The organism is Actinoplanes teichomyceticus ATCC 31121 (assembly GCF_003711105.1).
GTDB classification, from domain to species: Bacteria; Actinomycetota; Actinomycetes; order Mycobacteriales; family Micromonosporaceae; genus Actinoplanes; species Actinoplanes teichomyceticus.
The window spans coordinates 1912074-1926051 of record NZ_CP023865.1; the positions used below are offsets into that span (position 1 = coordinate 1912074).

At 72.8% G+C, this 13978-nt stretch carries 15 protein-coding genes; 11 read left to right on the forward strand and 4 right to left on the reverse strand.

Features of this window, described 5'->3' with window-relative positions; translation table 11 throughout:
- Position 1: 1 nt before the first annotated feature.
- The 8 genes from sufD to ACTEI_RS08750 all read left to right on the forward strand — a co-directional run bounded on the left by sufD (position 2) and on the right by ACTEI_RS08750 (position 6382).
- Positions 2-1129 carry a Fe-S cluster assembly protein SufD gene (sufD, locus tag ACTEI_RS08715; protein WP_122977182.1) on the forward strand — a complete coding sequence of 376 codons (1128 nt, stop codon included), beginning with the start codon at positions 2-4 and terminating at the stop codon, positions 1127-1129.
- The gene (locus tag ACTEI_RS08720) at positions 1126-1458 is read left to right on the forward strand and encodes a Rieske (2Fe-2S) protein (protein WP_122977183.1); all 333 of its coding nucleotides are present in this window, start codon (positions 1126-1128) and stop codon (positions 1456-1458) included. The genes sufD and ACTEI_RS08720 overlap by 4 nt, the downstream gene beginning before the upstream one ends.
- Positions 1455-2213 (forward strand): Fe-S cluster assembly ATPase SufC, encoded by a 759-nt coding sequence (sufC, locus tag ACTEI_RS08725; RefSeq protein WP_122977184.1) that lies wholly within the window; start codon positions 1455-1457, stop codon positions 2211-2213. Before ACTEI_RS08720 ends, sufC begins: the two co-directional genes overlap by 4 nt.
- Before the next feature lie 17 nt (positions 2214-2230).
- Complete coding sequence (locus tag ACTEI_RS08730; RefSeq protein WP_122977185.1) at positions 2231-3460, forward strand: cysteine desulfurase; 1230 nt, start codon at positions 2231-2233, stop codon at positions 3458-3460.
- The gene (sufU, locus tag ACTEI_RS08735; RefSeq protein ID WP_122977186.1) at positions 3460-3915 is read left to right on the forward strand and encodes a Fe-S cluster assembly sulfur transfer protein SufU; all 456 of its coding nucleotides are present in this window, start codon (positions 3460-3462) and stop codon (positions 3913-3915) included. The genes ACTEI_RS08730 and sufU overlap by 1 nt, the downstream gene beginning before the upstream one ends.
- 125 nt (positions 3916-4040) lie before the next feature.
- The gene (locus tag ACTEI_RS08740) at positions 4041-4448 is read left to right on the forward strand and encodes a metal-sulfur cluster assembly factor (RefSeq protein ID WP_372443229.1); all 408 of its coding nucleotides are present in this window, start codon (positions 4041-4043) and stop codon (positions 4446-4448) included.
- 149 nt (positions 4449-4597) lie between these two features.
- The gene (locus ACTEI_RS08745) at positions 4598-5353 is read left to right on the forward strand and encodes a maleylpyruvate isomerase family mycothiol-dependent enzyme (RefSeq protein WP_122982004.1); all 756 of its coding nucleotides are present in this window, start codon (positions 4598-4600) and stop codon (positions 5351-5353) included.
- A 183-nt stretch (positions 5354-5536) separates the two neighbouring features.
- The gene (locus ACTEI_RS08750) at positions 5537-6382 is read left to right on the forward strand and encodes an alpha/beta fold hydrolase (protein ID WP_122977188.1); all 846 of its coding nucleotides are present in this window, start codon (positions 5537-5539) and stop codon (positions 6380-6382) included.
- Positions 6383-6398: 16 nt separating this feature from the next.
- On the opposite strand, the gene ACTEI_RS08755 is transcribed toward ACTEI_RS08750, so the two are convergent.
- The 3 genes from ACTEI_RS08755 to ACTEI_RS08765 form a co-directional block, all read right to left on the reverse strand.
- On the reverse strand, positions 6399-7643 hold the full coding sequence (locus tag ACTEI_RS08755) for an MFS transporter (RefSeq protein WP_122977189.1): 1245 nt from the start codon (positions 7641-7643) through the stop codon (positions 6399-6401).
- Positions 7640-8224: an ArsR/SmtB family transcription factor gene (locus ACTEI_RS08760; protein WP_122977190.1), complete on the reverse strand. Its 585-nt coding sequence runs from the start codon at positions 8222-8224 to the stop codon at positions 7640-7642. Before ACTEI_RS08760 ends, ACTEI_RS08755 begins: the two co-directional genes overlap by 4 nt.
- Before the next feature lie 62 nt (positions 8225-8286).
- Positions 8287-8985, reverse strand: a complete 699-nt coding sequence (locus tag ACTEI_RS08765) for a histidine phosphatase family protein (protein ID WP_122977191.1) — start codon at positions 8983-8985, stop codon at positions 8287-8289.
- A 416-nt stretch (positions 8986-9401) separates the two neighbouring features.
- On the opposite strand from ACTEI_RS08765, the gene ACTEI_RS08775 reads away from it, so the two are divergent.
- Together ACTEI_RS08775 and ACTEI_RS08780 are read left to right on the forward strand one after the other, a co-directional pair.
- Complete coding sequence (locus ACTEI_RS08775; RefSeq protein ID WP_122977193.1) at positions 9402-10001, forward strand: LysE family transporter; 600 nt, start codon at positions 9402-9404, stop codon at positions 9999-10001.
- Positions 10002-10123: 122 nt separating this feature from the next.
- Positions 10124-10756, forward strand: coding sequence for an acVLRF1 family peptidyl-tRNA hydrolase (locus ACTEI_RS08780; protein ID WP_122977194.1), 633 nt, complete (start codon positions 10124-10126; stop codon positions 10754-10756).
- Between the two features lie 139 nt (positions 10757-10895).
- Here ACTEI_RS08780 and ypfJ read toward each other — a convergent pair whose 3' ends face one another.
- Positions 10896-11831: a KPN_02809 family neutral zinc metallopeptidase gene (gene ypfJ / locus ACTEI_RS08785; RefSeq protein WP_122977195.1), complete on the reverse strand. Its 936-nt coding sequence runs from the start codon at positions 11829-11831 to the stop codon at positions 10896-10898.
- 201 nt (positions 11832-12032) lie between these two features.
- Here ypfJ and ACTEI_RS08790 point away from each other — a divergent pair, with 201 nt between their 5' ends.
- Positions 12033-13637, forward strand: a complete 1605-nt coding sequence (locus ACTEI_RS08790) for an ABC-F family ATP-binding cassette domain-containing protein (protein ID WP_122977196.1) — start codon at positions 12033-12035, stop codon at positions 13635-13637.
- Positions 13638-13978: the final 341 nt, after the last annotated feature.

Genomic DNA, 13978 nt, shown 5'->3' on the forward strand with positions numbered 1-13978 from the left:
GATGACTACCGAGGCCATCGCCCCGCCGAGCACCAAGTCGCAGGTGCTGCGCTCCTTCGACGTCGCCGACTTCCCGGCCCTCAACGGCCTGGAGGAGGAGTGGCGTTTCACCCCGCTCAAGCGCCTGCGTGAGCTGGTCAAGGCCACCTCGCTGTCCGGCACCGCCCCGTCGGTGGAGCACGCCGGCCTGCCCGCCGGGGTGACGGTCTCGTCCGTGGACGACGCCGACCCGGTGCTGATCCCGTTCGACCGGATCAGCGCGCTGGCCCACGGCTCGGCCGCCGGGGTGACCCTGATCGAGGTGGCGGCCGAGGCCGAGCCGGCCGAGGCGGCCGTGATCCGGCTGGTCGGCAAGGGCGGCGAGGCCGCGGCCGCGCGCACCGTGGTCCGGGTCGGCAACTTCGCCAAGGCGACCGTCGTGCTGGAGCAGACCGGCACGGTCACCCTGGCCGACAACATCGAGGTGGTGCTCGGCGACAGCGCCCAGCTCACCTTCGTCACGCTCGCCGAGTGGGACCGCGACGCGGTGCAGGCCCAGCACGTGAAGTTCCGGGTCGGCAAGGACGCGCGCGTCCAGCACGTGCAGGTGACCCTGGGCGGCGACCTGGTCCGCCAGTTCACCAGCGTGGAGTACACCGGGCGTGGCGGCGACGCCGAGCTGTTCGGCCTGTACTTCGCCGACGCCGGCCAGCACCACGAGCACCGTCAGCTGGTCGACCACAGCGTGCCGGACTGCCGCAGCTACGTCGGTTACCGCGGCGCGCTGCAGGGCTCGTCGGCGCACACCGTCTGGGTCGGCGACGTGCTGATCCGGGCGGCGGCGACCGGCACCGACACGTACGAGATCAACCGGAACCTGGTGCTGACCGACGGCGCCCGCGCCGACTCGGTGCCGAACCTGGAGATCGAGACCGGTGAGGTCGCCGGCGCCGGGCACGCCAGCGCCACCGGCCGGTTCGACGACGAGCAGCTGTTCTACCTGATGGCGCGCGGCATCCCGGAGGCGGAGGCGCGCAAGCTGGTGGTCCGCGGCTTCTTCGCCGAGCTGATCAACAAGATCCCGGTCGAGGAGCTGCGCGAGCGGCTCGGCGACGCGATCGAGGCCCGCCTGGCCGAGGTGGGACAGTGACGTTCGAGAACGTCGGACCGGCGTCCGACATCGCGAAGGGCACCGTGCTCCAGGTGGAGATCGACGGGGTCGAGATCGCGGTCGTGCACGCCGACGACGACAACTACTACGCGGTCCGCGACGAGTGCAGCCACGCCTCGGTGGCGCTCTCCGAGGGCGAGGTGGACGGCTGCACGCTGGAGTGCTGGCTGCACGGCTCCCGCTTCGACCTGCGTACCGGCGAGCCCTCCGGACCGCCCGCCATCGACCCGGTGGCGGTCTACCCCGTCGAGATCCGCGACGGAGACATCTACGTTTCGACGACCCCGAGCAATGGAGTAGAGCCGTGAGCACCCTGGAGATCCGCGACCTGCAGGTTTCGGTGAAGCTGCCGGATGGCGAGCTGAAGCCGATCCTGGCCGGGGTCGACCTGACCGTGAAGTCGGGCGAGACCCACGCCATCATGGGCCCGAACGGCTCCGGCAAGTCGACGCTGGCCTACTCCATCGCCGGCCACCCGAAGTACGAGATCACCGGCGGCTCGGTGACCCTGGACGGCCAGGACGTGCTCGAACTGAGCGTGGACGAGCGGGCCCGGGCCGGCCTCTTCCTGGCCATGCAGTACCCGGTGGAGGTGCCCGGCGTCTCGGTGGCCAACTTCCTGCGTACCGCGAAGACCGCGATCGACGGCGCGGCGCCGAAGCTGCGCACCTGGGCCGGCGAGCTGCGCGGCGCGATGGAGAAGCTGCAGATGGACCCGTCCTTCGCGCAGCGCAACGTGAACGAGGGCTTCTCCGGCGGTGAGAAGAAGCGTCACGAGATCATGCAGCTGGAGCTGCTCAAGCCGAAGATGGCGATCCTCGACGAGACCGACTCGGGCCTGGACATCGACGCGCTGCGGATCGTCAGCGAGGGCGTCAACCGGGTGCGCGCCACCGGCGAGACCGGCTTCCTGCTGATCACCCACTACACCCGGATCCTGCGCTACATCAAGCCGGACTTCGTGCACGTCTTCGTCGGTGGCCGGATCGTCGAGGAGGGCGGTCCGGAGCTGGCCGAGCAGCTCGAGGCCGAAGGCTACGAGAAGTTCCTGACCCGCGCCTAGTCACTGAGGGATTCAACGTGAGCTACGACGTCGCACGGGTGCGCAAGGACTTCCCGATTTTCGAGCGGGAGGTGAACGGCCACCCGCTGGTCTATCTGGACAGCGCCAACACCTCGCAGAAGCCGGTGCAGGTGCTCGACGTCATGCGTGCGCACCAGGAGAAACACAACGGGAACGTGTCGCGCTCGGTGCACACCCTGGGCACCGAGTCGACCGAGATGTACGAGGCCGCCCGCGCCCGGATCGCCACGTTCATCGGCGCGGGCCGCCCGGACGAGGTGGTCTTCACCAAGAACTCCACCGAGGCGATCAACCTGGTCGCGCACGCCGCCGGACAGCTGCTCGCGCTCGGCCCGGGCGACGAGATCGTGATCTCCGAGATGGAGCACCACTCCAACCTGGTGCCCTGGCAGCTGCTGTGCGAGCGGACCGGCGCCACGTTGCGCTGGTTCGGCATCACCGACGAGGGACGGCTCGACGAGTCGCGGCTCGACGAGCTGGTCAACGAGCGCACCAAGCTCGTCTCGGTGGTGCACATGTCGAACGTGCTCGGCACGATCAACGACGTGTCCGCGCTGGTCGCCCGGGCCCGCCAGGTCGGCGCGCTGGTCATGCTGGACTGCTCGCAGTCGGTCCCGCATCTGCCGGTCGACGTGCGCGCGCTGGGCGCCGACTTCATCGCGTTCACCGGGCACAAGATGCTCGGCCCGACCGGTATCGGCGTGCTCTGGGGCCGGTACGAGCTGCTCGAACGGATGCCGCCGTTCCTGGCCGGCGGTTCGATGATCGAGACGGTGACGATGGCGGGCACCACGTACGCCGCGCCGCCGGCCCGATTCGAGGCCGGCACCCCGCCGATCACCGAGGCGATCGGGCTCGGGGCGGCCGTCGACTACCTGACCGGGCTGGGGATGGCCAACATCCACCGGCACGAGCAGGAGATCACCCGGTACGCCCTGGAGCAGCTGTCCGCCGTCCCCGGTGTGCGGATCTACGGTCCGGCGAAGCCGGAGGGCCGCGGCGGCACGGTGTCGTTCGGGGTCGACGGGGTACACCCGCACGACGTGGGACAGGTCCTGGACGCGCTCGGTGTCGAGGTTCGGGTCGGCCACCACTGCGCCCGGCCGGTCTGCGCGCGTTTCGCGGTGCCGGCGATGACCCGGGCCTCGTTCTACCTCTACACGACCACGGATGAGATCGACGCGCTGGCACGCGGTCTCGACCAGGTGCGGAAGGTGTTCGGCTGATGATGCTCGACGCGCTGTACCAGGACATCATCCTGGATCACTACAAGAACCCGCACGGCCGGGGGCTGCGGGACCCGTACGACGGCGAGGCGCACCACGTCAACCCGACGTGCGGCGACGAGATCACCGTGCGGGTGTCGGCCGATCTGTCCAACGTCTCGTACGACGGGCTGGGCTGCTCGATCAGCCAGGCCTCCGCCTCGGTGCTGCACGAGCTGCTGCAGGGCAGGAGCCGGCAGGAAGCGGCGGAGATCCACCACGCGTTCGTGGAGCTGATGCAGAGCCGCGGCCAGATCGAGCCGGACGAGGAACTGCTCGGCGACGGGATCGCGTTCGCCGGGGTGGCGAAGTTCCCGGCCCGGGTGAAATGTGCCCTCCTGCCGTGGATGGCATTCAAGGACGCGGCGGTTCGCGCGGGCGTCGACGTGGGCGCGAGCCCGGAGGTGAAGGCATGACAGACAGGATCGACACGCGGGAGGACGTGGTCGCCGAGACCGCGCCGGCCGCGAACTCCGACGAGGTGCCGGCCTGGCTGGCCGCCGAGCGGGCCGAGGCGGCGGCGGCCGGTACGCCGGTCGAGGTGCCCGCGGCCGGCGTCTCGGAGGTCGCCGACGGCGCGCCGGCCGGCGCGGCCGTGCCCGCGGGCGACGCCGCGCCGGTGAAGAAGGCGTCCGTCGACGACATCGAAGAGGCGATGAAGGACGTCGTCGACCCGGAGCTCGGCATCAACGTCGTCGACCTCGGCCTGGTCTACGGCGTCCACGTGGACGACGACAACGTGGTCACCCTGGACATGACGCTGACCTCGGCGGCCTGCCCGCTGACCGACGTCATCGAGGACCAGACCCGCCAGGCGCTGACCGCGGGCCCGGGTGGCGGCCTGGTGCAGGACTTCCGGATCAACTGGGTGTGGCTGCCGCCGTGGGGGCCGGACAAGATCACCGATGATGGGCGCGAGCAGCTGCGCGCGCTCGGCTTCAACGTCTGACGACGCCGCGCGACGATCCGGGCGTGGTCCCCACCGGGGGCCACGCCCGGTCGCGTCTCACCGGAGCGGGCCGGTCGGGCGTACGCCCAACGGACGGCGCGCCACGAAGCGTGCCGTCCGCCGCCCCGGTCCGGTGGTACAAACCGGGCATGACTCCGACTCCGCCCTTCCCCGAGCTGGTCACCCTGATCGAGGAACGGTCCGCGGCCCTGCGGGAGGCCGCCGTGCGGGCGCCCGATCCGGCCGCCCGGGTGCCCGGCTGCGCTGACTGGTCGCTGCGTGACCTGGTCGCCCATCTCGGCGAGGTGCAACGTTTCTGGGCGGTCGTGGTGACCGAGGCCGACCCGTCCGGGCCGCCGTCGCGGGAACGGCACGGCAGCACCGTCCCGCAGAGCGACCTGCTGCAGTGGTCCGCGGAGTCGACCCGGATGCTCGGCGCCGCGCTGCGCGCGGCCGGCCCGCAGTCGCCGTGCTGGGCGTGGTGGCCGGAGACGGCGGCGCCGCACACCGCCGGCGCGGTGGCCCGGCACCAGGTGCAGGAGGCGGCGGTGCACGCGTACGACGCCCTGGACGCCCTGGGCGAACCCGAGCCGCTGCCGGCCGCGGTGGCGGTCGACGGGGTGAGCGAGTTCCTCGGCACGGCCCTCGGCTCGCTCGGGGCGTGGCCGCACCGCCCGGCCCGGGTGATGTACCGGGCGATCGAGGGGCCGTCCTGGACGGTGGACCTCTCGCCCAGCGGCGCCACCGCCGACCCGGCGGCCAGCGGCGCGCCGGTCACCACCGTCCACGGCACGGCCAGCGACCTGGTGTTGCTGCTGCACCGCCGGATCCCGCTGGACGCCGTCCGCATCGACGGCGACCGCGAGGTGGCCGCGCAGCTGCGCGAGTGGACCGGCACCGGTTGAGGTGGCCGCCGGGCTGCGGAGGAGGCCGGGACCGGTGGAGGTGGCCGCCGGGATGCGCGAAAAGACCGGGACCGGCCGGGACCGGTTGAGGTGGCCGCCCGGCCTCGTGCGGAGGCCGGGACCGGCCGGGAGCCGGGCGGGTCGGCGCCGCGGTTGATCGACGCCGACGCATAGGATCCCGGCGTGGAAACCTTCGACGCTCCCGACGGCACCCGGCTCGCGCTGCACCGCCGCGGCTCCGGCGAGCCGCTGATCTGCCTGCCGGGCGGCCCGATGCAGGCCTCCGCCTACCTCGACGACCTGGGCGGGCTGTCCGCGCACCGGCTGCTGCTGGCCCTGGACCTGCGCGGCACCGGGGACTCACAGATCCCGGCCGACCCGGCGACCTACCGCTGCGACCGGCAGGTCGCCGATGTGGAGGCGCTGCGCGAGCACCTGCGGCTGGACCGCTTCGACGTGCTCGGCCACTCCGCCGGGGCCACCCTGGCGCTGCTCTACGCGGCCCGGCACCCGGAGCGGGTGCGCCGGCTGGTGCTGGTCAACCCCAGCCCGCGCGCGGTCAACCTGGAGATCAGCGACCTGGACCGGCGCCGGGTCGCCGAGGAACGCCGTGGCGAGCCGTGGTTCCCGGAGGCGTTCGCCGCGCTGGAACGGGTGCAGACCGGCCAGGCCACGCCGGCCGACGGGCGGGCCCTCGCGCCGTTCATCTACGGGCGCTGGGATGCCGAGACGCAGGCGTACTCGGCCCGCGAGGCCGGCCAGAAGAACCGGGTGGCGGCCGCGGCCTACAACGCCGAGGGCGGATTCGACCCCGACGACGTACGAACCCGGCTGGCCCGGCTGGCCGCGCCGGTGCTCCTGGTCACCGGCGAGGTCGACCTGCAGCTGCCGCCGAAGAGCGCCGCCGAGTACGTCGGCCTGTTCCCGCAGGCCGAGCTGGCCACGGTGCCCGGTGGCGGGCACTTCGCGTGGCTGGACGACGCGGAATGGTTCGTGCAGAAGGTGGTCGGCTTCCTGCGCCGTCCGTGAGCGGGCCGGTGCCGGATCACTTGACGACGGCCAGGGTCTTGCCGGCCGTGACCCGGTGCTCGTCCAGCGCGTGCCAGGTGGAGAAGAGGAACGGCGCCAGCGTCACGGTCAGGTAACCGATCCCGGCGAGCAGCGCTCCGGTACGCAGGCCCAGCTCGTCGGCGGCCCACCCGCCCAGGACGCCGCCGAGCGGGATGCCGGCCCAGGAGAACGCGATCAGCACGCTCATCACCCGGCCCTGCACGCGTACCGGGATCCGCTCGTAGACGGACGCCAGCAGGATCGGATTGATCGTCGCCATCAGCGTGCCGGCCAGCGCGGCCACCGCCAGGACCAGCCACAGCCGGTCGGTCAGGGCGAGCGCGAAGAGCTGTGCCGGGCCGCCGATCAGGAAGCAGACCGCGAACGTGGCCCGCCGGGGCAGGCGCGGGCCGAAGATCGTCCACAGGATGTTCCCGGCCACCGCGCCCGCCCCGAACGCGCTGCCGAGCACCCCGAGCGCCGCCGGGCCGTGTGGGCCCTCGCGCACCCACACCGGCACGAACACGGTTGCGAACGCCTGGTCGAAGAGGTTCGTCGCGAACAGCATCGACATGATGCCGATGATCAGGCGATCCTGGCGTACGTACCGGAAACCGCACCGCAGCGCCGCGGCGTACCCGCCCTCCTCGTCCTCCGCGGGGTTCTGGCCGGCGGAGCCGGAGCGCACGTAGACCGAGACCAGCACCGCGCCCACGGCGAACGTCGCCGCGTCCACCAGCAGCACCCGGGTCGGGCCGACCGCGGCCACCAGGAGCCCGGCCAGCGGCAGGCCGAGCAGCGTGGCGACCCGGCTGATCCCGTCGTAGAGGGTGGTGCCGCGCTCGGTGGTCAGCCCGGCGTCGGCGATCACCCGGGGCAGCAGCGCGCGCTTGGCCGTGTCGCCGAACCCGCGCAACGCCCCGGCCAGGGCGATCAGGCCGAGCAGGGTGTGGTACGAGATCGCCTCGGTGGCGGCCAGCAGCGGGATGCCGCTCACCGCGAGCACGCTGGCGGTGTCGGCGGCCACCGCGGTCGGCCGCGGCCCGACCCGGTCCACGATCGGCCCGCCGAGCAGACCGGCCAGGACGTACGGCAGCATCTCGGCGAAACCGGCCACCCCGGCCAGCAGCGCGGAGCCGGTGGTGGTGAGCACCAGCCAGGGGAGGGCCACGAAGGTGATCCGGCTGCCCAGCAGGGAGACCGCCTCGGCCGCGAGCAGCCCGGCCAGCCCGCGCCTCACCGCTCGATCCGCAGGTCGCCGCGCGGCCGGTCGTCCCGGGGCGGGGCCGGGAGCGGGAACGCCTGCCACTGGAAGATCACCCGCTCGCTGCCGGGCAGCGCCGGCTGGTCCGGGTCGTCGGCCGGATAGCCGGTGAGCAGCGCGCCGAGCCGGGACAGCAGCTCGGTGGCCTGCGCCGGGGTCATCCGCAGCGCGACGTTGCTGACCGCCACCCCGGAGTACCACTCCGGGGGCAGGCCGCCGGCCACGCTGAGGAAGTCCTGCACCCGCTGGAAGTCGGCGGCCGCGATGGCGCGCAGGTGATGCTCGGCGTCCGCGGGCGCTTCCGCGGTGGCCCTGGTCGCCGCACGCCACCAGCGCTCCCGGCCGGCGCCGCGGCCGGGCTCGTCCTCGACGAATCCGTACGCCGCCAGCCGGCGCAGGTGGTAGCTGGTCGCCGCGGACGACTCGTCGAGCCGGTCCGCCAGGCGGGTCGCGGTCGAGGCGCCCTGCTCGCGCAGCTGGGCGAGGATGCGCACGCGGAGCGGATGAGCGAGGCCGCGCAGCGCTTGCGGGAGACGGGCGTCGATGGGAGCGGGCATCGATCCAACCTATCGATGCAAAGAAACCTTTGGAAGATGCCGATCGATGTATCGTCGCGGGTTCAGGCCGGTGGGAGATGGTCGATCACGTTGTAGCGGTCGAGTTTCAGAGCCCCGCCGCCGTCGTCCACGAAACGGGTGACCGATGCGTTCCGGACGTTGCCCGACGCCTTCTCCACCGCGGCCAGCTCCGCCCAGTCCAGATCCTCGATCACCGCGCGGGTCATCAGCACCACCGAGTCGTGCGCGACCACCGCCACCCGCCGGCCGGCGTGCTCGCGGTGCAGGTCGGCGAGGAAGGACGCCAGCCGCGCCCGGATGTCGGCGAACGACTCACCACCCGGCGGGCGGTACTCCCACACGCCGGCCTCGGCGAGGCGGGCCGCCTCACCCGGGAACCGGGCCGCCACGGCGGCCCGGGTCAGCATCTCCAGCTCACCGAGAAGCCGATCGACGAGACGATCATCCGTACGCGGGTCGGGCCACGGCACGCCGGACGCCTCGGCGGCGATCCGCCACGTCTCCCGCGCCCGCAGGTAGGGCGAGGTGACCACCACCTCGGGGCGTCGCGGCGCCGGCAGCGTGGCCAGCCACACGCCGAGCGCACGGGCCTGCTCCACGCCCAGCTCGGTGAGCGGGACCTCGGCGTCCCGGCCGCTCACCTCCGCCTCCAGCAGGCCCCGCGCATCCGCCGCGGGAAACGCGACGTTGGCCAGGCTCTGCCCGTGCCGGATCAGGATCAGTTCCGCGACGACACCCATGGTCGGACCTTATCTGTCACCATCCGTCGCCAGGGAGGCCGCATCGAGTGACGGTAATCTCGTCCGGGCGCCTCCGCTGATCGTGCCCGGCGGCCCGCTCGTCGGCTCGACCTCGGCGGCCCGGCTCCGGCGGCTGGGTCTCGGTGCCCGGTCTCGGCGGCTGGGTCTCGGCGCCGGTCTCGGTGGCCCGCTCGTCGGCTCGGCTCCGGCGAGCGAGTCCCCAGCCGCCTCGCCGCTCCGCCGGGGATCGCCCGGCCCGGGCGGCGCGGAATTCGGTGGCCGGCCGGCGCCGGCCGGTCGGATGATGGCGGCGTGACCGAGCCGAGAGCCTTCCGCATCCTCCCCGTCGCCGCGGCCGGACGGAGCGGGCGACAGCAGCGGGCCGTCCCGGGAACGGCGGTGTCCGGCCCCCGGTCATGAGCGCGTCCTTCCTGGCCGGTGTGGTGGCCGGCTACGGGATCGCGGTTCCGGTCGGGGCCATCGGCGCGCTGATCGCCGGGCTCAGCGCCCGCACGTCGCTGCGGGTCGGCGCGGCGGCCGGGCTCGGCGCGGCCACCGCCGACGGGATCTACGCCGGCGCCGCGGTCGCCGGCGGCGCGGTGATCGCCGGGGTGATCGCACCGATCGCCGAGCCGCTGCGCTGGGCCGGGGCGGTGGTGCTGCTGGCGCTGGCCGGCTGGACCGCCTGGGGCGCGATCCGGCGGCCGCACACCGGGGCGCGCTCCGAACGGCCGGTCACAGCGATCCGGGCGTACGCCGCGATCCTCGGACTCACCCTGCTCAACCCGGCCACCGTGCTCTACTTCGCCGCGCTGGTCCTCGGCAGCGGCGGCGCCGGAGGCGGCGTCTGGTTCGTGCTCGGCGCCTTCCTCGCCTCGGCGAGCTGGCAGCTGCTGATCGCCGGCGGCGGTTCGCTGATCGGCCGCCTGCTGATCGGCCCGCGGGGGCGTCTCCTCACCGCGCTGACCTCCAGCGCGGTGATCGCGGTCCTCGCGCTGCGTCTGCTCCTGACCTGAGTGCGGCCTGCCGGTGCGTGGTCGGTGGCGTGTCGTGCGGGGACCGGCCGCACCCGAACGCGGCCTGCGGCGGCGCGCCCTGCGGGGACCGGCTGCCCGCACATGGCCGTAGTGTGGCGGGAATGGGTGCACGGCCGGCCGCCGGCGGCGGGAAATGGGTGGATGTGGCGCCGGAGCGGGTGGCGCGCTGGCTGGCGAACTTCGCGGCGCGGCACGGGGCGTACCGGGTGGCGGGCCTGACCCTGACCGCCGCGGACGGCGCGACCGCGACGCTGCAGGCGCCGCCGGGCGCCGGGACGGTCACGACGGTGGCCGAGCTGATCGCCGAGGCCGGGGCGCCGCGGCGGCTGGGGTTGCTGCTGGCCCGCAAGGGCGCGGTCGCGGTCGGCGTCGCCGACGGCGCCGAGTTGGTCGCCTCCAAGGTGGACACGCACTATGTGCAGGGCCGGACCGCGGCGGGTGGCTGGTCGCAGCAGCGCTTCGCGCGCCGCCGCGACAACCAGGCCAGGGCGGCCGCCGCCGACGGAGCCGGGATCGTGGGCCGCATCCTGCTTCCCGAGGTACGGTCGCTGGCCGCGCTCGTGACCGGCGGCGACCGATCAGCCGTGGACGCGATCCTCGCCGACCGGCCGCTGGCCCCGGTCGCCGCGCTGCGGGCCGGGCGCCTGCTGGACGTGCCCGAGCCGCGCCACGCCGTCCTGGTCTCGGCGGTGGCCCTGGCCCGCGCCGTCCCGATCCTGGTCCGCGAGCCCTGAGCCCGGCCGGCGGGTGCGGGGAACGGCTCCGGCCGCCGTCCCGCGCCAGGTGCGGGTCGGCGGCCGGATGTTCGGTGGGCGAGACCGGTCGGTCGCCCTGCTTGACCGCGCCGGTGGGTCGCCTGCTCGACCGCGCCGGTCAGTCGCCCTCCTTGACCGCGCCGGGCGCGAACGTGTCGCATTTCGCCGGGTCACCGGTGTCGTATCCGACGCGGAACCACTTCTGCCGGTCCGCGGAGGTGCCGTGGGTGAACTCGGCCGGGTTGACGCTGCCCCCGTTGCGCTGCTGGAGCGTGTCGTCGCCGATCTGCCCGGCGGTCTGGATGCCCTCCTGGATGTCCGAGTCGCTGAGGCTCGTGAAAATCTTGTTGCCCTTGGCGTCGGTGGTGCCGGTCGCGCCCCTGGCCCAGGCTCCGGCGTAGCAGTCGGCCTGCAGCTCCAGCTTGACCGACTCCAGGTTCGCCTGGTCCGGGTTGGTGTTCTGGGCCTGCCGCATCTTCGCCTCGGTGCCGAGCAGATCCTGCACGTGGTGACCGTACTCGTGGGCGAGCACGTACGGCTGCGCGAACTCGCCGGGCGCGCCGAGCTCCCTGGCCAGCTGCTGGTAGAACGTCAGGTCGATGTAGACCTTGTTGTCCGCCGGGCAGTAGAACGGGCCGACGCCGGAGTCGGCGGCGCCGCAGCCGGTGCTGACCCGGTTGGCGAAGACCCTCGTGGTGGCCTTCTCGTACGGCTTGCCGAACGCCTGGGGCAGCTCGGTGGCCCAGTACGCCTGGATCGAGTTGATGTAGAGGACGTTGCGGCAGTCCAGCTGCTCGGTGGCGTTCTGCTGCTTGCACTCCTGTTCCAGCTTCGTGTTGTCGGCGCTGGAGGAGCCGCCGCCGCCACCGCCCAGGTTGTTGATGCCGAAGTAGCCCCCGACGAGCAGGAGCAGCACGGTGACGATGATGCCGGAGAGCCCGCCGCCGCCGATCGGGAGGCCGCCGAAGCCGCCTCCGCCGAAGCCGCCTCCGCCCGAGCCGCGCACGTCCTCGACCTGACTGGTGTCGATCTCGGCTTTCTCATTGAGTTCCATGCCGTCCTCACTTCGCCACGGTTGCCCGGCGTGTACCCGATGATCTTGAAAATTAATCGGGTGGGAGGTCGGACCGAGGCCCGGGTAGTATGGCCGGGTGCTGCTCTGCGAAGGCTGACACGCCCCGCGCCGACCGTCCCCTGGGCGGCCGGCGCTTTCTTGCGCCCTGAGTCAGCCCGATCACCGAGAGCGAGAACCGTCATGATCACCGCCACCGGACTGGAACTTCGCGCCGGCGCGCGCATCCTGCTCTCCCCGACCACCCTGCGGGTGCAGCCCGGCGACCGGATCGGCCTGGTCGGCCGCAACGGCGCGGGCAAGACCACCACGCTGAAGGTGCTGGCCGGCGAGGGTATGCCGTACGCGGGTCAGGTCGAACGGACCAGCGAGATCGGTTACCTCCCGCAGGACCCGCGCACCGGCGACCTGAACGTGACCGGCCGCGACCGCGTGCTCTCCGCGCGCGGGCTGGACGTCCTCCTCGCCGAGATGCAGAAGCTCGAGGTGCAGCTGGAGGAGAGCGCCGACGACAAGCTCGTCCGGCGGTACGGCCAGCTGGAGGACCAGTTCGCCGCCCTCGGTGGGTACGGCGCCGAGGCCGAGGCCGCCCGGATCTGCGCGAACCTGGGGCTGCCCGACCGTGCCCTGGCGCAGACCATCGGCACCCTCTCCGGCGGTCAGCGCCGCCGGATCGAGCTGGCCCGCATCCTGTTCGCCAACTCGGGGCAGAACGGCAAGGGCATCCTGCTGCTCGACGAGCCGACCAACCACCTCGACCAGGACTCGATCGCCTGGCTGCGCGGCTACATGGCGCAGCACAAGGGCGGCCTGATCGTGATCAGCCACGACGTCGAGCTGCTCGACGCGGCGGTGAACAAGGTGTGGTATCTCGACGCCAACCGCTCGGTCGTCGACGTCTACAACATGGGCTGGAAGACGTACCTGGAGGCCCGGGAGACCGACGAGCGGCGTCGCCGCCGGGAGCGGGCCAACGCGGAGAAGAAGGCCGGCGCGCTGATGGCGCAGGCCGACAAGATGCGGGCCAAGGCGACCAAGACGGTGGCCGCGCAGAACATGGCCCGGAGGGCGGAGAAACTGCTCAGCGGCCTGGAGGACAGCCGCGTCGCGGACAAGGTGGCGAAGGTCCGGTTCCCCAGCCCGGCGCCGTGCGGCAAGACGCCGCTGACCGCGACCGGGCTGTCGAAGTCGTACGGGTCGCTGGAGATCTTCGCGGACGTCGACGTCGCCGTGGACCGTGGTTCCCGCGTGGCCATCCTGGGCCTCAACGGCGCCGGCAAGACGACCCTGTTGCGCATCCTCGGCGGCCTGCTCAAGTCCGACACCGGTGAGGTGCGCCCGGGCCACGGCCTGCGGCTCGGCTACTACGCCCAGGAGCACGAGACGCTGGACGTGGACCGGACGATCCTGGAGCACATGCGCAGCGCCGCCCCCGAACAGACGGACACCGAGCTGCGGAAGATCCTGGGCGCGTTCCTGTTCTCCGGCGACGACGTCGACAAGCCGGCCGGGGTGCTCTCCGGCGGGGAGAAGACCCGACTGGCGCTGGCCACCCTGGTCTGCTCCGGCGCCAACGTGCTGCTGCTGGACGAGCCGACCAACAACCTCGACCCGGTCAGCCGGGAACAGGTGCTGGACGCGATCGCCAACTACCCGGGCGCCATCGTGCTGGTCACCCACGACGCGGGCTGCGTGCAGGCGCTCAAGCCGGACCGGGCGATCCTGCTGCCCGACGGCGACGAGGACGCCTGGAGCGACGACCTGCTGGAGCTGGTCGAGCTGGCGTAGCCGGGTCCGGTTCGCCGGAGCCGGCCGGAGATCGGGGGATCATCGGCATCGTCAGTTGTCAACTGGTGCCCACACAGACAGTGCGATGTTCGGACGTTTGCGGGCAGGTCGGACTTGCTACCGTACGTTCCCACCGCCCCCCGCCGTCCCGCCCCCGCCCCGTCAAGGGCCATTGGCCAGGTCATCGCCCGCGAGTGCCTCGATCGAGTGTTTCTGCAGGTGATCGATGGTCTTGGTGAGCCGGCCGAGGCCCCTGGGGCGGCTCGGAAATGGCGTCGCGAGCGCGGCCGGCAAACAGTCTGACATTGATGCCCGTGGTAACCGTCAAGTTCCTGACAGTA

Bases quoted from the DNA above. Each gene is read 5' to 3' on its own strand.
- ACTEI_RS08745 (WP_122982004.1), top strand. From the start codon at position 4,598: ATGACTCCGACTCCGCCCTTCCCCGAGCTGGTCACCCTGATCGAGGAA.
- ACTEI_RS08790 (WP_122977196.1), top strand. From the start codon at position 12,033: ATGATCACCGCCACCGGACTGGAACTTCGCGCCGGCGCGCGCATCCTG.
- ACTEI_RS08760 (WP_122977190.1), bottom strand. From the start codon at position 8,224: ATGCCCGCTCCCATCGACGCCCGTCTCCCGCAAGCGCTGCGCGGCCTC.
- ACTEI_RS08765 (WP_122977191.1), bottom strand. From the start codon at position 8,985: ATGGGTGTCGTCGCGGAACTGATCCTGATCCGGCACGGGCAGAGCCTG.
- ypfJ (WP_122977195.1), bottom strand. From the start codon at position 11,831: ATGGAACTCAATGAGAAAGCCGAGATCGACACCAGTCAGGTCGAGGAC.
- sufU (WP_122977186.1), top strand. From the start codon at position 3,460: ATGATGCTCGACGCGCTGTACCAGGACATCATCCTGGATCACTACAAG.
- ACTEI_RS08780 (WP_122977194.1), top strand. From the start codon at position 10,124: ATGGGTGCACGGCCGGCCGCCGGCGGCGGGAAATGGGTGGATGTGGCG.
- sufD (WP_122977182.1), top strand. From the start codon at position 2: ATGACTACCGAGGCCATCGCCCCGCCGAGCACCAAGTCGCAGGTGCTG.
- ACTEI_RS08775 (WP_122977193.1), top strand. From the start codon at position 9,402: ATGAGCGCGTCCTTCCTGGCCGGTGTGGTGGCCGGCTACGGGATCGCG.